Source organism: Streptomyces sp. NRRL F-5126, from assembly GCF_000721265.1.
In the GTDB taxonomy this organism is placed as follows: domain Bacteria; phylum Actinomycetota; class Actinomycetes; order Streptomycetales; family Streptomycetaceae; genus Streptomyces.
Genome location: NZ_JOFZ01000004.1, coordinates 493,750 through 507,257 on the forward strand (window position 1 = coordinate 493,750; position 13,508 = coordinate 507,257).

Sequence of the window (13,508 nt, forward strand, 5' to 3'; positions counted from 1 at the left end):
GCCCAGCGGCGAGACCCCACCGCACCGCTCCCGCCGCCGCGCCCTCCGGCCAGGACCGGCCGCTTGAGAGGATGGGCAGGTGACCGACAACGCCCCTGTTCTCCACCACGAAGCCACCGGCCCCGAGGACGCCCCGGCACTCCTCCTCGGCCCCTCCCTCGGCACCTCGCTCGACCTCTGGATCCCGCAACTCGCCGCCCTCGCCAGGGCCCACCGGGTGATCAGGTACGACCTTCCCGGCCACGGGGGCTCCCCGGCATCGCTGCTGCCGCATCAGGAACCCGGCGCCACCACGGTCGCCGACCTCGCCGGCCTCGTGCTCGACCTCGCCGACCGGCACGGGCTCGACCGATTCCACTACGCCGGGGTCTCGCTCGGCGGCGCGGTCGGCACGTATCTCGCCGTCCACCACCCCGACCGGATCGCCTCGCTGGCACTCGTGTGCACCTCCGCCCACTTCGGCGGCGCGGGGACCTGGCGCGAGCGGGCCGCGCTGGTGCGGGAGAAGGGGATGGCGCCGGTCGCCGCCACGGCGCCGGCCCGCTGGTTCGCCCACCCCGAGACCGCCACCACGCCGCGGGGCGCCGCGCTGCTCGCCGACCACGCGGCGGCCGACCCCGCGGGCTACGCCGCCTGCTGCGACGCGCTCGCCGCGTTCGACGAGCGGGCGGGGCTCGCCGCGGTGACCGCACCCACGCAGGTGGTCGCCGGGGCGGGAGACGTGGCGACGCCCGTGTCGCACGGGAGCGAACTGGCCGACTCGATCCCCGGCGCGCGCCTCGACGTGGTGGACGGGGGCCATCTCGCCGTCGTGGAGGAGCCCGCGGCAGTGACCGAACTGCTGGTCGCGCACCTCGCCCGGGCCGAACGGCCCTGACGCGGCGTGCCGGTGAGGCGGCGTGCCGGTGACGAGGCGACCCGGCGGCTCAGCGCGCCGGTTCGACCTCCAGGTACCGGCGCCGCCTCGGCCCCCTGTACAGCAGCGCCTCCCAGCCGAGGCGCTCCAGCGCGTCAGCGCACCGCGTCAGCGCTGCCTCCTCCTCGAGCGCCGCGCCGCTGCCGGCCGGGCCGAGCCACTCCACCCGCGCCGTGCCGGGGCCGTCCCCTTCCCGTACGGCGTAGCCCGTCGCCGTGCGGGACCCCGCGTCGTCCACGGCCGACGGCGGGATCCCCGCGGCCTCCAGCGCGAGCGCGACCGCGCGTACCGGACGTTGCCGCTCCCAGGCGGCGGGCGCGCCCGCGGGATCGCCGGAGCCCGCGTTTGTCAGGCGCCGGATCTGGCGGAGCCCCTCGTACGCCACCCGCACCTCGGCGGCGCGGCCGCGGGGCGCGGCTTCCGCCCTCGGGGGGCCGTAGCCGGTGGCGGCCTCGAAGCCGCCGTGTCCCTCGCCGTCATCCGCCACACCGCATCAAAGCACGCCCGGCGCCGGGCGTTCAGGCGCCGTGCGGCCGAGCGTGGACAGCGCCTTCTGCGCGTCCCGTACCGACTGGAGGTAGGCGCCCGTCCCCATCTCGACGCGCGGCGAGATGGCGCACCGGTCTCCCTTGCCGCGCGCGCTTCGCAGGCCGTCGCCGAGGTCGCGCAGCACCTGGGCCGGCCGGGTGCCGCCCGCGATGGCGTCGTCCGGTGTGTCGGCCGACCCGACGGATTCCGCCGCCGTCGTCGAGGCGGTGGCCGCCGCACCGAGGGCGTGCGTCAGCGCACTGCCCGTCGTCGCGCGGTCGACGTCGCGCAGCGACCTGTCCAGCGGACCGAGCGCGGCGAGCGGCAGCCGCTCCTGGCATGCGGACGCGTCACGGTCATCGCGGTGCCCCCGTTCCCCCGGCCTGCGCCCCCCCGGCGCTGCCTTCTCGGGCTTCTCCGGCCCGGCATCGCTGACAAGGCACCCGAACGGGTACGGGCGGTCATGGCGCCCCGGCCCGTCCTGCTGGCGGTACGGTGCGCACGGCCGTACGGTTGAGGTGCGAACGACTACGCGACGTGACCGGACAGGACGGGACGGGCGGACAGCACCATGGCGGAGAACGAAGGCCTCGCGAGCCAGATGGCGATCTGCAGCCATCTGGCGGACGTCGAGCCCGTGACGGCGGACAGCGCGGACAGCTGCCCCGAGTGCGTCGCCGCCGGCGACACCTGGGTGCACCTGCGCGAATGCCAGAGCTGCGGCCACATCGGCTGCTGCGACTCCTCCGCGAACAAGCACGCCACGGCACACTACGAGGCGACGGGCCACCCGCTGGTCCGCAGCTACGAGCCGGGCGAGGGCTGGTGGTGGTGCTACGAGGACGGCGTCGCCTTCGAGGTCGAGGGCATGGGACCGGTCAGGCCGCTCTGATCCGCGGGCCGCGTGCCCCCGGGCGCCGCCCGGAGCAGGCCGTCGTCAGGCCGGTGTCACCGTGAACAGCGCGCCGTCGGGGTCACGCAGCGTCGCGTCGCGCTCCTGCTCGCCTTCGGTGGCCGGGCTCACGAGACCGCCGCCGGCCGCCACCGCGGCAGCCACCGAAGCGCCCACGTCCTGTACCCGGAAGTAGACGTGCCAGCGGGGTCTGACCTGCGGATCAGCCGACGCGGGCACCGCACCCTCGCTGATGCGCGCCACCATGTGGCCGTGCTGCCGCAGTACCGCGTTCCCGTCCTCGTACGCGGGGGACAGGGCGCTGCGCGCGTCCCCCGACCAGCCGAGCACCTCGTCGTAGAAGCGGGTCGCGCCCGCCGCGTCACGCGTGCGCAACTCGAGCCATGCGGGCGCGGACCCCTGTCCCACGGTCCAGTCGGAACGCACAGCGCCCTCCCAGATGCCGAACGCGGCGCCGTCCGGGTCGGTCGCCAGCGCGGCACGTCCCGTGTGGAACGCGAGGGGGCCCACGGCGACCGTCGCGCCGCGCTCCCTGATCCTGGCCGCCGCGGCGTCGACGTCCGATACCGCGAAGTACGGCGTCCACGCGGCGGCGACCTGCAGCGACGAGGCGACGCCGCCGATGCCCGCGACCGGCGAGCCGTTCGTGAGCGCGACGCAGAAGTTGTCGCCGAGGCTCGTGTCCCGGTACGTCCAGCCCAGTACGTCGGAGTAGAACGCCTGCGCGGTGGACAGCTCGCGGGACAGCAGCGTTACCCAGCAGGGCGCGCCGGTCACCGTGTCCGAACCGGTCTTCTCGTCCTGTTCCATGCAGCTGTCTCCACCCGGTCGACGACGTCCCGAGCCCTGATTTTGCCAGTGCGCGGCGGGCCGTGACTCACGGGGGAGGCCCGCGGCGATCACCGCAGCAGCAGCTCGACGCCGCCGAGCAGCGTCGCCGCGATCACAAGACGTTCGAAGAGCCGCTGGTCGAGCCGGGCGGCGCAGCGCCGGCCGACGTACGCGCCGGGGACGATGAACACGGCGAGCGAGAGGTCGAGCAGCAGCGAATGGCCGTCGATCAGGCCGAGACCCGCACTGAAAGGGAGCTTCGACACGTTGACGACGAGGAAGAACCACGCGGACGTGCCGAGGAAGCGCCACTTGCCGAACCCCGCGGAAAGCAGATACATCGACATGACGGGACCGCCCGCGTTGGCCACCATCGTCGTGAACCCGCCGAGCACCCCGTACGACCGTGCCCTGGCGCGCCCGGTACCCGTGTCCGGCTCCTGATCGGCGCCCTCCCGCCGTGCGGCCGCACGCCTGCGCCACATCGTGACGCACGCCATGAGGATGAGGATCGCGCCGATCGAGACGCGCACCACCGCGTCGCCCGCCCACACGAGGAAGCCGGTGCCGACCACGACGCCCGCCGCGACGGCGGGGAACAGCCGCAGCAGCGTGGGCCAGTGCGCGTGCCGCCGGTAGCTCGCCACGGCCACCAGGTCACCCGCGATCAGCAACGGCAGCAGCACGCCCGTCGACGCACGCGCGGGCAGAACCGCCGCGAAGACGGCGAGCGACACGGTGTTGGCACCGCTGACGGCGGTCTTGGAGAACCCGACGAGCGCCGTGGCCGCGGCGAGCGCGGCGTACCCCCAGAGCGACAGTTCCATGGCGAACCCGGACGCTATACCCGGCCGCTGCCGCCGGCGGCGGTCAGCAGGTACGCGGCCCGCGCCAGGGATTCCCGCACATTGGCCTGCGCCGTCCTCTCCCGCGCCTCCTCGATACCAAGCCAACACAGCGGCGCTTCGGCGTTCTCCCGGCGCGCCGAGCCGGGATCGGCCGTCGCGAACACGAAGCGCAGGTCGGCGTGTTCGTGCGCCGGTTCGCCGCCGCCCGCGGGTACGGGTACGACCGCGACGTGGCGCGGCGAGGCGTCCGGCCACGGTTCGAGGTCCGCCAGACCCGTCTCCTCCCGGGCCTCCCGCAGCGCGATCGCGAGCGGCGCGCTCTCGCCGGGGTCGCCGTGCCCGCCGACCTGGAGCCAGGCTCCCAGGCGTGCGTGCCACCGCAGCAGCACCCTGCGGGTCGGGGGATGGACGATCAGCGCGGACGCGGTCGCGTGCAGGGGCAGCGCCCGCGACCACGGGTCCGGCGCCGCGGTGGCCAGAGCGCGGGCGGCACGCACGTGTTCGGCCTCGATGGGCGTGCGCGGCCGGTATGTCGCGAGCAGGTCGTCGAGGGTGTCCTCGGTCGTCGCCATGGCGTTGAGGCTACGGCCGGTCCTGCCCGCCGGTCGCGTCCTTTTCCGGCTCGGCTTCCGTCTCGGCCGCGAGCGGGCGGGCCAGCAGAAAGAGCGCGGCCGCGCACGCCGCGAGGGCCGCCGCGAGGCCCAGGACGCCCCCCGTCGTCACCCGGAGCAGCAACGCGCCCGTGGCCGCACCGGCGAGCATCGTCACCACCGATGCGGCCTTGCGCAGCTGCGTGGCGCGCCCGCCCTCGCCGACCGCGGTGTTCGCCGCCCACCCGGCGAGCGACTGAGTGATGACGGTCGTGGTGACGTCACGCGACCCCATGAGCCGCACCAGCGAGGTCTGCGCGCCCAGGCAGACCGCGAGCGCCACGATGAGCACGGAGCGCCCGGGGCCGGCCATGCCGAGCACGCCCCTGGCGAGCAGCACCGCCAGCGTCGTGAACACCGCGGCCTCCGCCGCGAACACCGCACCAGGCCGCCGGCCGACCGCCTCGGCCGGCCCCGCGATCCGTCCGCCGAGAAGGGCGCCGACCACGAACGCGGCCATCGCCACGAGCGGGTCGGCGACCGGCAGCCCCGAGCCGGGGGCCACCGAGAAACCCAGGAGCAGCACGTTGCCCGTCATGTTGCCGACGAACACGCGGCCGAGTCCCAGGTAGCAGAACGCGTCCACCAGCCCGGTCGCGAACGTGAGCATCAGCAGCCCGGGGACGGCACACCGTGCCGCGACGGGCAGTCGCCCGGCCACATCGCCACCTGCCTTCCACCGGTCCCTACCGGCCGTGTCAGAGTTCTTCCAGCTCCCGGCGTGCACGAGGACGACGAGTGCCATGCCGATTCGAGCACGTCCGAACGCAGTCAAGGAGACAGCCGTGCGCCGTACACCCGGAGCGACACCCGACCGGATCCCCGCCAACTGGGCCGGGAACATCGTTTTCCACGCGGCGAGCCTGCGTACTCCCGCCACCGTCGACGAGCTCCGCGAGACCGTGGCCGCGAGCAGCTCCGTGCGGGTGCTCGGCAGCGGGCACTCCTTCAACACGATCGCGGACACCACGGGCGATCAGGTGTCCGTCGCAGGACTGCCCGCGTGCGTCGACATCGATCCGGCGGCGCGCACGGCGACGGTCTCCGGCGGACTGCGGTTCGCCGCCTTCACCGGGGCGCTGCACCGGGCCGGGCTCGCCCTGCACAACCTCGGATCGCTGCCGCACATCTCGCTGGCCGGCGCCTGCGCGACCGGCACGCACGGGTCAGGCGCGGGCAACGGCTCCCTCGCCACCGCCGTGCGCGCGGTGGAACTCGTCACGGCCGACGGCGACCTGCGCACCTTCGAGCGCGGCGACGAGGACTTCCCCGGTACCGTCGTCGCCCTCGGCTCGCTCGGCGTCGTCACCCGCGCCACCCTCGACCTGGTACCCGCCTTCGACGTGCGGCAGTGGGTGTACGAGGGGCTGCCGCACGCCGTGCTGGCCGAGCGTTTCGACGAGATACTCACATCCGCCTACAGCGTCAGCGTGTTCACACGCTGGCAGGGCGACGAGGCCGACCAGGTGTGGCTCAAGCAGCGCGTGGGCGACCCGGGGCCCGGCGCCGACGGGGCGGCGCCACCGGTCTGGCACGGCGCGCGCCTCGCCGAAGGACCGCGCCACCCCGTGCCCGGCGTGGACCCGGCGCACTGCACCGTACAGGGCGGCGACGCCGGCCCCTGGCACGAGCGGCTGCCCCACTTCAGGGCGGAGTTCACCCCGAGCAAAGGCGACGAACTCCAGAGCGAGTACTTCGTGGCCCGCGAGGACGGCCCCGCCGCCTTCGAGGCGCTGCGCGCGGTGGCCGACCGCATCGCGCCCGTCCTCCTGGTGGGCGAGATCCGCACCGTCGCGGCCACCGACCTGTGGCTCGACCCCGCGCAGGGCCGCGACTCGGTCGCGTTCCACTTCACCTGGGTCCAGGACATCGACGCGGTCGCCCCGGCGCTCGCCGCCATCGAGGAGGCGCTCGCCCCCTTCGCCGCACGTCCGCACTGGGGGAAGGTCTTCCTCACCGGCGGCGACCGGCTGCGGGAGCTCTATCCGCGTTACGAGGACTTCCGGGCGCTGGCCGGCACGCTCGACCCGTCCGGCACGTTCCGCAACGACTACACGCGCCGCCTCTTCGACAGGGACCCGGCAGTGTGATTTTTCGTGCACGGGAAACGGTGGTTTTCGCACGGCCGGACTTCCTACGCTCGCCCGTATGCCCCGGCCCCTGTCGACCACGCACGCCCCCGTGCGGCGCCGCCGCCTGCTCGGCACGTCGGCGGCCGTCGCCCTGCTCCTGGCGGGATGGACGGCCGCCGACCACGCATTCGCGGCCTCACCCGCCCACGGCCGCGCCGCCGCCGAACAGCCGGAAGGGTCCGTGCACGAGATCCCCATCACTCTGAGCAAGGGCTCGTCCGCGGCGCTCTCCATCGCGGCACTCGACCTCACCGACGGCCACAGGGCCGGGTACCGGACGGCGTCGGAACCCGTCCACGACACCGCGAGCATCGTCAAGGTCGACATACTCGCGGCGCTGCTCCTGCGGGCGCAGGACGCCGGCCGCCCACTCACCGCGAAGCAGAAGAGCCTCGCCGGCGACATGATCAGGGCCAGTGACAACAAGGCCACCGACGCCTTGTGGGACACCATCGGCGGGACCTCGGGCCTCACCCGGGCCAACCGCCGCATCGGCCTCACCCGCACCACAGCGGGCGCGGGCGGCCTGTGGGGGCTCACCCAGACCACCGCACACGACCAGCTCACCCTGCTCTCCGCCGTCTACGGCGGCCACTCGCCGCTGAGCGCGGCCTCGCGCTCCTACGCGCGCACGCTGATGAGCCAGGTCGAGAAGGACCAGCGGTGGGGCGTCTCGGCCGCCGGCAGGGCCGAGGGGCTGAAGAACGGCTGGCTGCCGCGCAGCGCCACGAAGAAGTGGGACATCAACAGCATCGGACTCGTCACGGTCGGCGGGCACCGGGTGCTGCTCGCGGCCCTGTCGTCAGGCAACGCGGACATGCCCTCCGGGGTCTCCCTCGTGGAGAAGGGCGCGCGCGCCGCCGTCACCGCGCTGGGGCTGAAGGGCTGACCGGCCCGGCCTGTCCGGGAGCCGCCCCGTAGCGATTGCCGCCGCCGTCCCCGCCGAGGCAGAGCACGACGAGGAAGAGGAGCGTGCCGACCAGCGGAACCAGCGGCACCAGCAGCCACCACGCCGAGCGGCCCGTGTCGTGCAGCCTGCGCGTCAGCACCGCCACCGTCGGCACCAGCACCGCGAGGCCGTAGGCGTCCTCCAGGTGCTCGGAGATCCCGGCCACCGAACCCGCGAAGCCCACCACGTACGCCGCCACGAGACTGACGACCGCGTAGATCCACAACTCCCGGCGGCGCGCACGCCCCGTGAACACGGAGTACTTCTTCAGGACTTCGATGTACCAGTACAGGGCTGCCCCCACGCTCGAACGGTCTTTCGGCGGTCAGTGTTCCATACGGCCGGCGCCCCCTCGTCCCGTCCTGGACGACGCCCGGCAGCGCCTGGCGCGGCACCGCGGATGTGCGCCGAGCGGGTGGTGACTGCCGGGTACACGTTTCCGAAGGCGTGCGCGGGGGACCCGAAAGGGGCGAGGGCCGAAACACCCACGATGGAGGAACGAACGTGACCGAGGTACCGACCATCTCCCTCAACAACGGTGTCGGCATCCCTCAACTGGGCTTCGGGGTGTTCCAGATCCCCCCGAAGGACACCCGTGCGGCGGTCCTGACCGCGCTCGAGGTCGGCTACCGCCACATCGACACCGCGCAGATGTACGGGAACGAGCGGGAAGTCGGCCAGGCGGTCAGGGATTCGGGCCTCGACCGCACCGAGATCTTCGTGACCAGCAAGCTCGACAACGACGCGCACGAGCCAGAGGTCGCGCAGCGGGCCTTCCGTCGCACGCTGGAGACGCTCGACATCGGCCACGTCGACGCCTTCCTGATCCACTGGCCCCTGCCGAAGGTCGGCGACTTCGTCGAGACGTGGCACGCCATGGAGGAGATGTACCGCTCGGGCGACGTGAACGTGATCGGCGTGTCGAACTTCCAGCCGCACCACCTGCGGCGCCTGCTGGACAACTCCACGATCGTGCCGGCGCTCAACCAGATCGAGATCCACCCCTACCTCACGCAGGACGAGCTGCGCGCCTTCGACACGGAGCACGAGATCGCCACGCAGGCGTGGTCGCCGATCGCCCAGGGCGCCGTGCTCGGCGACCCGGTGATCACCTCCATGGCCGAGCGGCTCGGCAAGACCCCGGCCCAGGTGACGCTGCGGTGGCACATCGACAGGGGCGACATCGTCTTCCCGAAGTCGGTCACGCCGGCGCGTGTGAAGGAGAACTTCGACCTGTTCGACTTCGCGCTCAGCGAGGACGACATCGCACAGATCTCGGCGCTCAACAGGAACGAGCGCAGGGGCTTCGACCCGGACACGTTCAACCCGTCGTCCTGACGGCCGCGCCCCTGCGCGCCGTCACACCACCATCCAGCCGAGCACCGGTGTCGACTGGAGGTACACGAGCACGCACATGAACAGCAGGAACACCAGCGACCAGCCGATGACCCTGCGGAAGATGATGCCCTCCTTGCCCTGCATGCCCACCGCCGACGCCGCGATCGCCAGGTTCTGCGGCGAGATCATCTTGCCGAGCACACCACCCGACGAATTGGCCGCGGCCATCAGCGTCGGTGAGAGACCGGCCTGGTGCGCGGCGGTGATCTGCAAGGCGCCGAACAGCGAGTTGGAGGACGTGTCGGAGCCGGTCACCGCGACGCCGAACCAGCCGAGGATCGGCGAGAGGAAGGCGAACAACCCGCCCGCGCCCGCGACCCACACGCCGAGCGTGGTCGTCTGCCCCGACTCGTTCATGATGAAGCCGAGGCCAAGCACCAGCATCACCGTCACGATGGCGAACTTCAGCTGGTTCAGGGTCCGTCCGTATGCCTTGAGCGCGCGGCCCGGGCCGACGCCGAGGATCAGCAGGGTGACGAGGCCGGATATCAGCAGCAGACTCCCTGCCGTCGACAGGTAGTTGAGCTTGAACGTCGTGCCCACCGCATCACCGGCGGCGTTGGTTATGTGCAGGCCCGGCCAGTTGACGATCCGGGTCACCGATTCGATGCCGGTGCCGGATGCGTCGCCCACACCGGATGGCGGCTTGCCCTGGATGGCCGGGACGCGTGTCGCCAGTACGAACACCACGATGATCACGAGGTAGGGCACGTAGGCGCGGAACACCTCGAACGGTGTGTCGCGAGCCGGCCGGGCGGCGTCGTCCGCGGCATGCGGCGATGCTTCGGGGGCGGCGCCGTTCTCGCGTCCCGCCTCCTGGTAGGTCTCCTTCGGCTGCCACACCCTGGTCAACAGGACCACCGCGAGCGCGGCAACCAACGACGCGATGATGTCGGCCAGTTGCACCGACCAGAAGTTGGAGGAGAGGTACTGGAACACACCGAAGACCACACCGGCCACGACGGCGGGCAGCCAGGCCTGCCGCAGCCCCTTCCTGCGGTCCACGATCAGCACCAGCACGAGCGGCACGAACGCCGAGAGCACCGGGGTCTGGCGCCCGACCATCGCGCCCAGGTGGTCGACCGGCAGGTTCGTCACGCCGGCGAGCGTGGTGATGGGCACGGCGATCGCGCCGAACGCGACAGGCGCGGTGTTGGCGACCAGGGAGACCGTGGCAGCCTTGAGCGGCTTGAACCCCAGTGCGATCAGCATGACGGAGCTGATGGCGACCGGCGTGCCGAACCCGGCCAGCGCCTCCATCAGCGCGCCGAAGCAGAACGCGATGATGATCGCCTGCACCCGCTGGTCGTCGCTCACGGACGCGAACGACCTGCGCAGCACGTCGAAGTGGCCTGTCGCGACGGTGAGGTTGTAGACCCAGATCGCGTTGATCACGATCCACATGATCGGGAAGAAACCGTTCGCGGCGCCCAGCGCGCCGCTGTTCAGAGCGTCCCCGATCGGCATCGAGTACGCGGCGACCGCGGTGACGACGGCCACCGCCGTGGCGATCAGCGAGGCGAGCCAGGCCCGCATGCGCAGGACGCCGAGCAGCACGAACAGGACGAGGAGCGGAAGGATCGCGACCAGCGACGACCATCCGACCGAGTCCGCTATCGGGCTGTAGCCCTGTTGATAGTCGGCAAGCAGCATGTGCATCCCTTCTGGGACGGCGGAGAAACTGCGGCCCCGGCGTCTAGGACGGCGGGGAGACTGCGGGCCCGGCGCCCGGGCGTGCGGCCGGGGACGTCCCCGAGGCGGGCAGCGCGGTGCCCGGGCCGTCGAGGGCGCGCGCGAGGAGCCGTTCGACGGGGACGCCGCGGATCGAAGCGTCGAGGACCTGGATCGTGTGCGCGACCGGCATGCGCTCGCCCATGGCGGCGAGCGTCGTCGCCACCTGCATCCAGCACCCCGGGTTCGCCGTCACCATCACCTCGGCGCCCGTGGCCAGCACGGCGTTCGCCTTGCGCTCGCCGAGCTCGCGGGCAGGTCCCGGGTGCAGCAGGTTGTAGGTGCCCGCGCTGCCGCAGCAGATCTCCGCCTCCGCCGGTTCTCTGAGCTCCACGCCGGGCACGCCGCGCAGCAGCCGCCGCGGCTGCTCCCTCACCCGCTGGGCGTGTGCGAGGTGGCAGGCGTCCTGGTAGGCGACCCTCATCGGCAGCGGGTGGCGCTTCGCGACCGGCCCGAGTTCGTCGAGCAGCTCGGTGATGTCCCTGACCTTCGCCGCCATCGCCCGCGCACGCTCGGGCCAGCCGGGCTCGTCGCGCAGCAGGTGCGCGTACTCCTTGAGATGGGATCCGCAGCCCGCCGCGTTCACGACGACCGTCTCCACCCGGGCCGCCTCGAACGTCTCGATCGCGCGCTTCGCGAACGCGAGCGCCTCGCCCTCGCGACCCGCGTGTGCCGACAGCGCGCCGCAACACCCCTGACGTCGCGGCACGATGACGTCGCACCCCTCGGCCGCGAGTACGCGCACGGTCGCCGCGTTCACGTCGGGGAAGAACGCACCCTGCACGCAGCCGGTCAGCAGGCCGACCGTGCGGCGGCGGGTGCCCCGAGCGGGAACGCGCGCCGGCAGTGCCTTCATCCGTCCCAGCTTCGGCGCCAGCGACTCCATGGCGCGCAGCGGCTCGGGCAGCCGCCCGAGCACGCCCGTCCGGGCCAGCAGCCGTCCGAGCCCCGTGGCCTGGTAGGCGCGCAGCGGCCCGCGCAGGGCACGCAGCCGGCGCGGATGGGGGAACACCGAGTACACCGCCGTGCGCAGCAGCCGCTCGGCGCGGGGCCGCTCGACCCGGCGCTCCAGCTGAGCCCGGGTCGCCTCGATCAGCTTGTCGTACTGCACGCCGGACGGGCAGGCCGTCACGCACGCCATGCAGCCGAGGCACTGATCGAGGTGGCGCACGCTGCCCGCGTCGAAGGCGTCGCCCTCCAGACCGCCCTTCATGATGTCGATCCGGCCGCGAGGGCTGTCCATCTCCTCGCCCCACAGCACGTAGGTGGGGCAGGTCGGCAGGCAGAACCCGCAATGCACGCAGTCGCCGATCAGCGCGGCGTCCGGCGGGCGCAGCGCGTCGAAGGCGCCGTCGGGCGGTGGACCGCTGCCCGGCATTCCGAGGCCGACTGTCGCGGCAGCCGCCGTCGCGGAGACCGCGCCGCCCTCGCCTCGACCGGGGCCTTCCGCGTCCTGTGCCATGGCCATTCAGAGCCCTCCGAGCAAGCGGCCGGGCGACAGCCGCCGCGCCGGATCGAACTGGTCCTTCACGCGTGTCATCAGACCGAACGAGTCGGTCACAGGCCCCCAGTGGGCCGCCGCGTCCCGCGGCTCGCGCGAGGCGACCACCACGGCGGAGCCGTCGTAGGGCGCGATCGCCGCCCGCAGCGCCGCCAGGTCGGTCTCCTCCGGCACCGCCGCGTAGGCCACGCCGGTGCAGGCGGAGGCGGTGCCACGAGCGGCGCCGGGCAGCGCCGCCAGAATGTGCGGCAGCGCCGCGGGCGCGTGGGCGAGGCGCAGCACGAGCGGGCCCTCGGGCCGCCGCCCGAACCACGCGGGGGGCGCGGCCGCGCGCTCGCCACCGCCGAGCAGCCGGAGCGCCTCCGCCGACTGGGCCCGAACGGACGCCTCGATCGACTCGAAGAGCAGCACGAGCTCCCACGCCCCGTCGTGGAACCGCAGTTCCACGGCGGTCGGCGTGAGCGTGGAGCGCGCCACGAGCGCGGCGAGCCGGCCGGCCTCCGCGCCGTCCGCCACCGGCACGATCACGGCGCCCGAGGCCTTCGGCAGCGGGTGCAGCCGCCACACCGTGGAGACCACGATGCCCAGCGCTCCGTGGGCTCCGGTGTACAGCTTGCCGAGGTCGTACCCCGCGACGTTCTTGACGACCTTCCCGCCCGAACGGGCCGCCGTGCCGTCCGCGAGTACCACACGCACCCCGATGAGCAGGTCGCGCACCGTGCCGTAGCGCAGCCTGCGCGGCCCCGACGCGTTCGCGCCGACGATCCCGCCCAGCGTGGCGCCCTCCTCCGGCGGGTCGAGCGCCAGCATCTGGCCGTGCTCGGCCAGCCGCTTCTGGAGCGTGTCGAGCCGGACGCCCGCTTCCGCCACCGCGATCAGGTCTCCGGGGACGTGTTCCACGATGCGGCCGAGGCCCGACGTGCGCAGCAGCAGGTCGCAGGAGGACGGCGGCGCCGCCCAGCCCGTCTTCGTCCCCGCGCCGACCGCCACCACGCTGCCGCGCGTCGAGCGCAGGACCTCGGCGACCTCGTCGGCGCTCGAGGGCGCCACCACGTCGCCGGCCGCCACGCCCGCGACGGCGTCCCGGGCCCCGCCCGTCACTGGCGCCACG

General features: G+C 73.3%; 15 protein-coding genes. 5 read left to right on the forward strand and 10 right to left on the reverse strand.

The window, feature by feature from the left end; genetic code table 11:
• Positions 1-79: 79 nt before the first annotated feature.
• Positions 80-877: an alpha/beta fold hydrolase gene (locus tag IH48_RS0110690; RefSeq protein WP_037841464.1), complete on the forward strand. Its 798-nt coding sequence runs from the start codon at positions 80-82 to the stop codon at positions 875-877.
• Positions 878-926: 49 nt separating this feature from the next.
• Here IH48_RS0110690 and IH48_RS0110695 read toward each other — a convergent pair whose 3' ends face one another.
• Both IH48_RS0110695 and IH48_RS0110700 read right to left on the reverse strand, forming a co-directional pair.
• The gene (locus IH48_RS0110695; protein WP_030902235.1) at positions 927-1,403 is read right to left on the reverse strand and encodes a hypothetical protein; all 477 of its coding nucleotides are present in this window, start codon (positions 1,401-1,403) and stop codon (positions 927-929) included.
• Between the two features lie 6 nt (positions 1,404-1,409).
• Positions 1,410-1,589 carry a hypothetical protein gene (locus IH48_RS0110700; RefSeq protein ID WP_030902237.1) on the reverse strand — a complete coding sequence of 60 codons (180 nt, stop codon included), beginning with the start codon at positions 1,587-1,589 and terminating at the stop codon, positions 1,410-1,412.
• 426 nt (positions 1,590-2,015) lie between these two features.
• On the opposite strand from IH48_RS0110700, the gene IH48_RS0110705 reads away from it, so the two are divergent.
• Positions 2,016-2,336 carry a UBP-type zinc finger domain-containing protein gene (locus IH48_RS0110705; protein WP_234434200.1) on the forward strand — a complete coding sequence of 107 codons (321 nt, stop codon included), beginning with the start codon at positions 2,016-2,018 and terminating at the stop codon, positions 2,334-2,336.
• A 45-nt stretch (positions 2,337-2,381) separates the two neighbouring features.
• Here the strand turns inward: IH48_RS0110705 and IH48_RS0110710 are convergent, their stop codons facing one another.
• The 4 genes from IH48_RS0110710 to IH48_RS0110725 all read right to left on the reverse strand — a co-directional run bounded on the left by IH48_RS0110710 (position 2,382) and on the right by IH48_RS0110725 (position 5,431).
• Complete coding sequence (locus IH48_RS0110710; RefSeq protein ID WP_030902241.1) at positions 2,382-3,167, reverse strand: VOC family protein; 786 nt, start codon at positions 3,165-3,167, stop codon at positions 2,382-2,384.
• Between the two features lie 89 nt (positions 3,168-3,256).
• A complete protein-coding gene (locus tag IH48_RS0110715) occupies positions 3,257-4,015 on the reverse strand; it encodes a sulfite exporter TauE/SafE family protein (protein WP_030902244.1) in 759 nt (252 codons plus the stop codon).
• A gap of 14 nt (positions 4,016-4,029) precedes the next feature.
• Positions 4,030-4,608: an NUDIX hydrolase gene (locus tag IH48_RS0110720; RefSeq protein ID WP_030902246.1), complete on the reverse strand. Its 579-nt coding sequence runs from the start codon at positions 4,606-4,608 to the stop codon at positions 4,030-4,032.
• A 10-nt stretch (positions 4,609-4,618) separates the two neighbouring features.
• Positions 4,619-5,431 (reverse strand): YoaK family protein, encoded by an 813-nt coding sequence (locus IH48_RS0110725; protein ID WP_051839520.1) that lies wholly within the window; start codon positions 5,429-5,431, stop codon positions 4,619-4,621.
• A 40-nt stretch (positions 5,432-5,471) separates the two neighbouring features.
• Between IH48_RS0110725 and IH48_RS0110730 the strand changes: the two genes are divergently transcribed.
• Together IH48_RS0110730 and IH48_RS0110735 are read left to right on the forward strand one after the other, a co-directional pair.
• On the forward strand, positions 5,472-6,776 hold the full coding sequence (locus IH48_RS0110730; protein WP_234434201.1) for a D-arabinono-1,4-lactone oxidase: 1,305 nt from the start codon (positions 5,472-5,474) through the stop codon (positions 6,774-6,776).
• Positions 6,777-6,834: 58 nt separating this feature from the next.
• Positions 6,835-7,707 carry a serine hydrolase gene (locus IH48_RS0110735; RefSeq protein WP_030902251.1) on the forward strand — a complete coding sequence of 291 codons (873 nt, stop codon included), beginning with the start codon at positions 6,835-6,837 and terminating at the stop codon, positions 7,705-7,707.
• Here the strand turns inward: IH48_RS0110735 and IH48_RS0110740 are convergent.
• Positions 7,682-8,071, reverse strand: coding sequence for a DUF805 domain-containing protein (locus IH48_RS0110740; RefSeq protein ID WP_234434202.1), 390 nt, complete (start codon positions 8,069-8,071; stop codon positions 7,682-7,684). The two genes, IH48_RS0110735 and IH48_RS0110740, sit on opposite strands and share 26 nt — an antisense overlap.
• 200 nt (positions 8,072-8,271) lie before the next feature.
• On the opposite strand from IH48_RS0110740, the gene IH48_RS0110745 reads away from it, so the two are divergent.
• Entirely contained in the window at positions 8,272-9,105 is an 834-nt protein-coding gene (locus tag IH48_RS0110745; RefSeq protein ID WP_030902254.1) for an aldo/keto reductase, read from the forward strand.
• Between the two features lie 21 nt (positions 9,106-9,126).
• Here the strand turns inward: IH48_RS0110745 and IH48_RS0110750 are convergent, their stop codons facing one another.
• From IH48_RS0110750 to IH48_RS0110760, 3 genes are read right to left on the reverse strand one after another with little or no spacing between them, the layout of a single operon-like run.
• Positions 9,127-10,818 carry an L-lactate permease gene (locus tag IH48_RS0110750; RefSeq protein WP_030902256.1) on the reverse strand — a complete coding sequence of 564 codons (1,692 nt, stop codon included), beginning with the start codon at positions 10,816-10,818 and terminating at the stop codon, positions 9,127-9,129.
• Positions 10,819-10,861: 43 nt separating this feature from the next.
• Entirely contained in the window at positions 10,862-12,364 is a 1,503-nt protein-coding gene (locus IH48_RS0110755) for a (Fe-S)-binding protein (RefSeq protein WP_078849607.1), read from the reverse strand.
• Positions 12,365-13,507, reverse strand: coding sequence for an FAD-binding oxidoreductase (locus IH48_RS0110760; RefSeq protein WP_030902260.1), 1,143 nt, complete (start codon positions 13,505-13,507; stop codon positions 12,365-12,367). It abuts the gene before it with no gap.
• Position 13,508 lies beyond the last annotated feature (1 nt).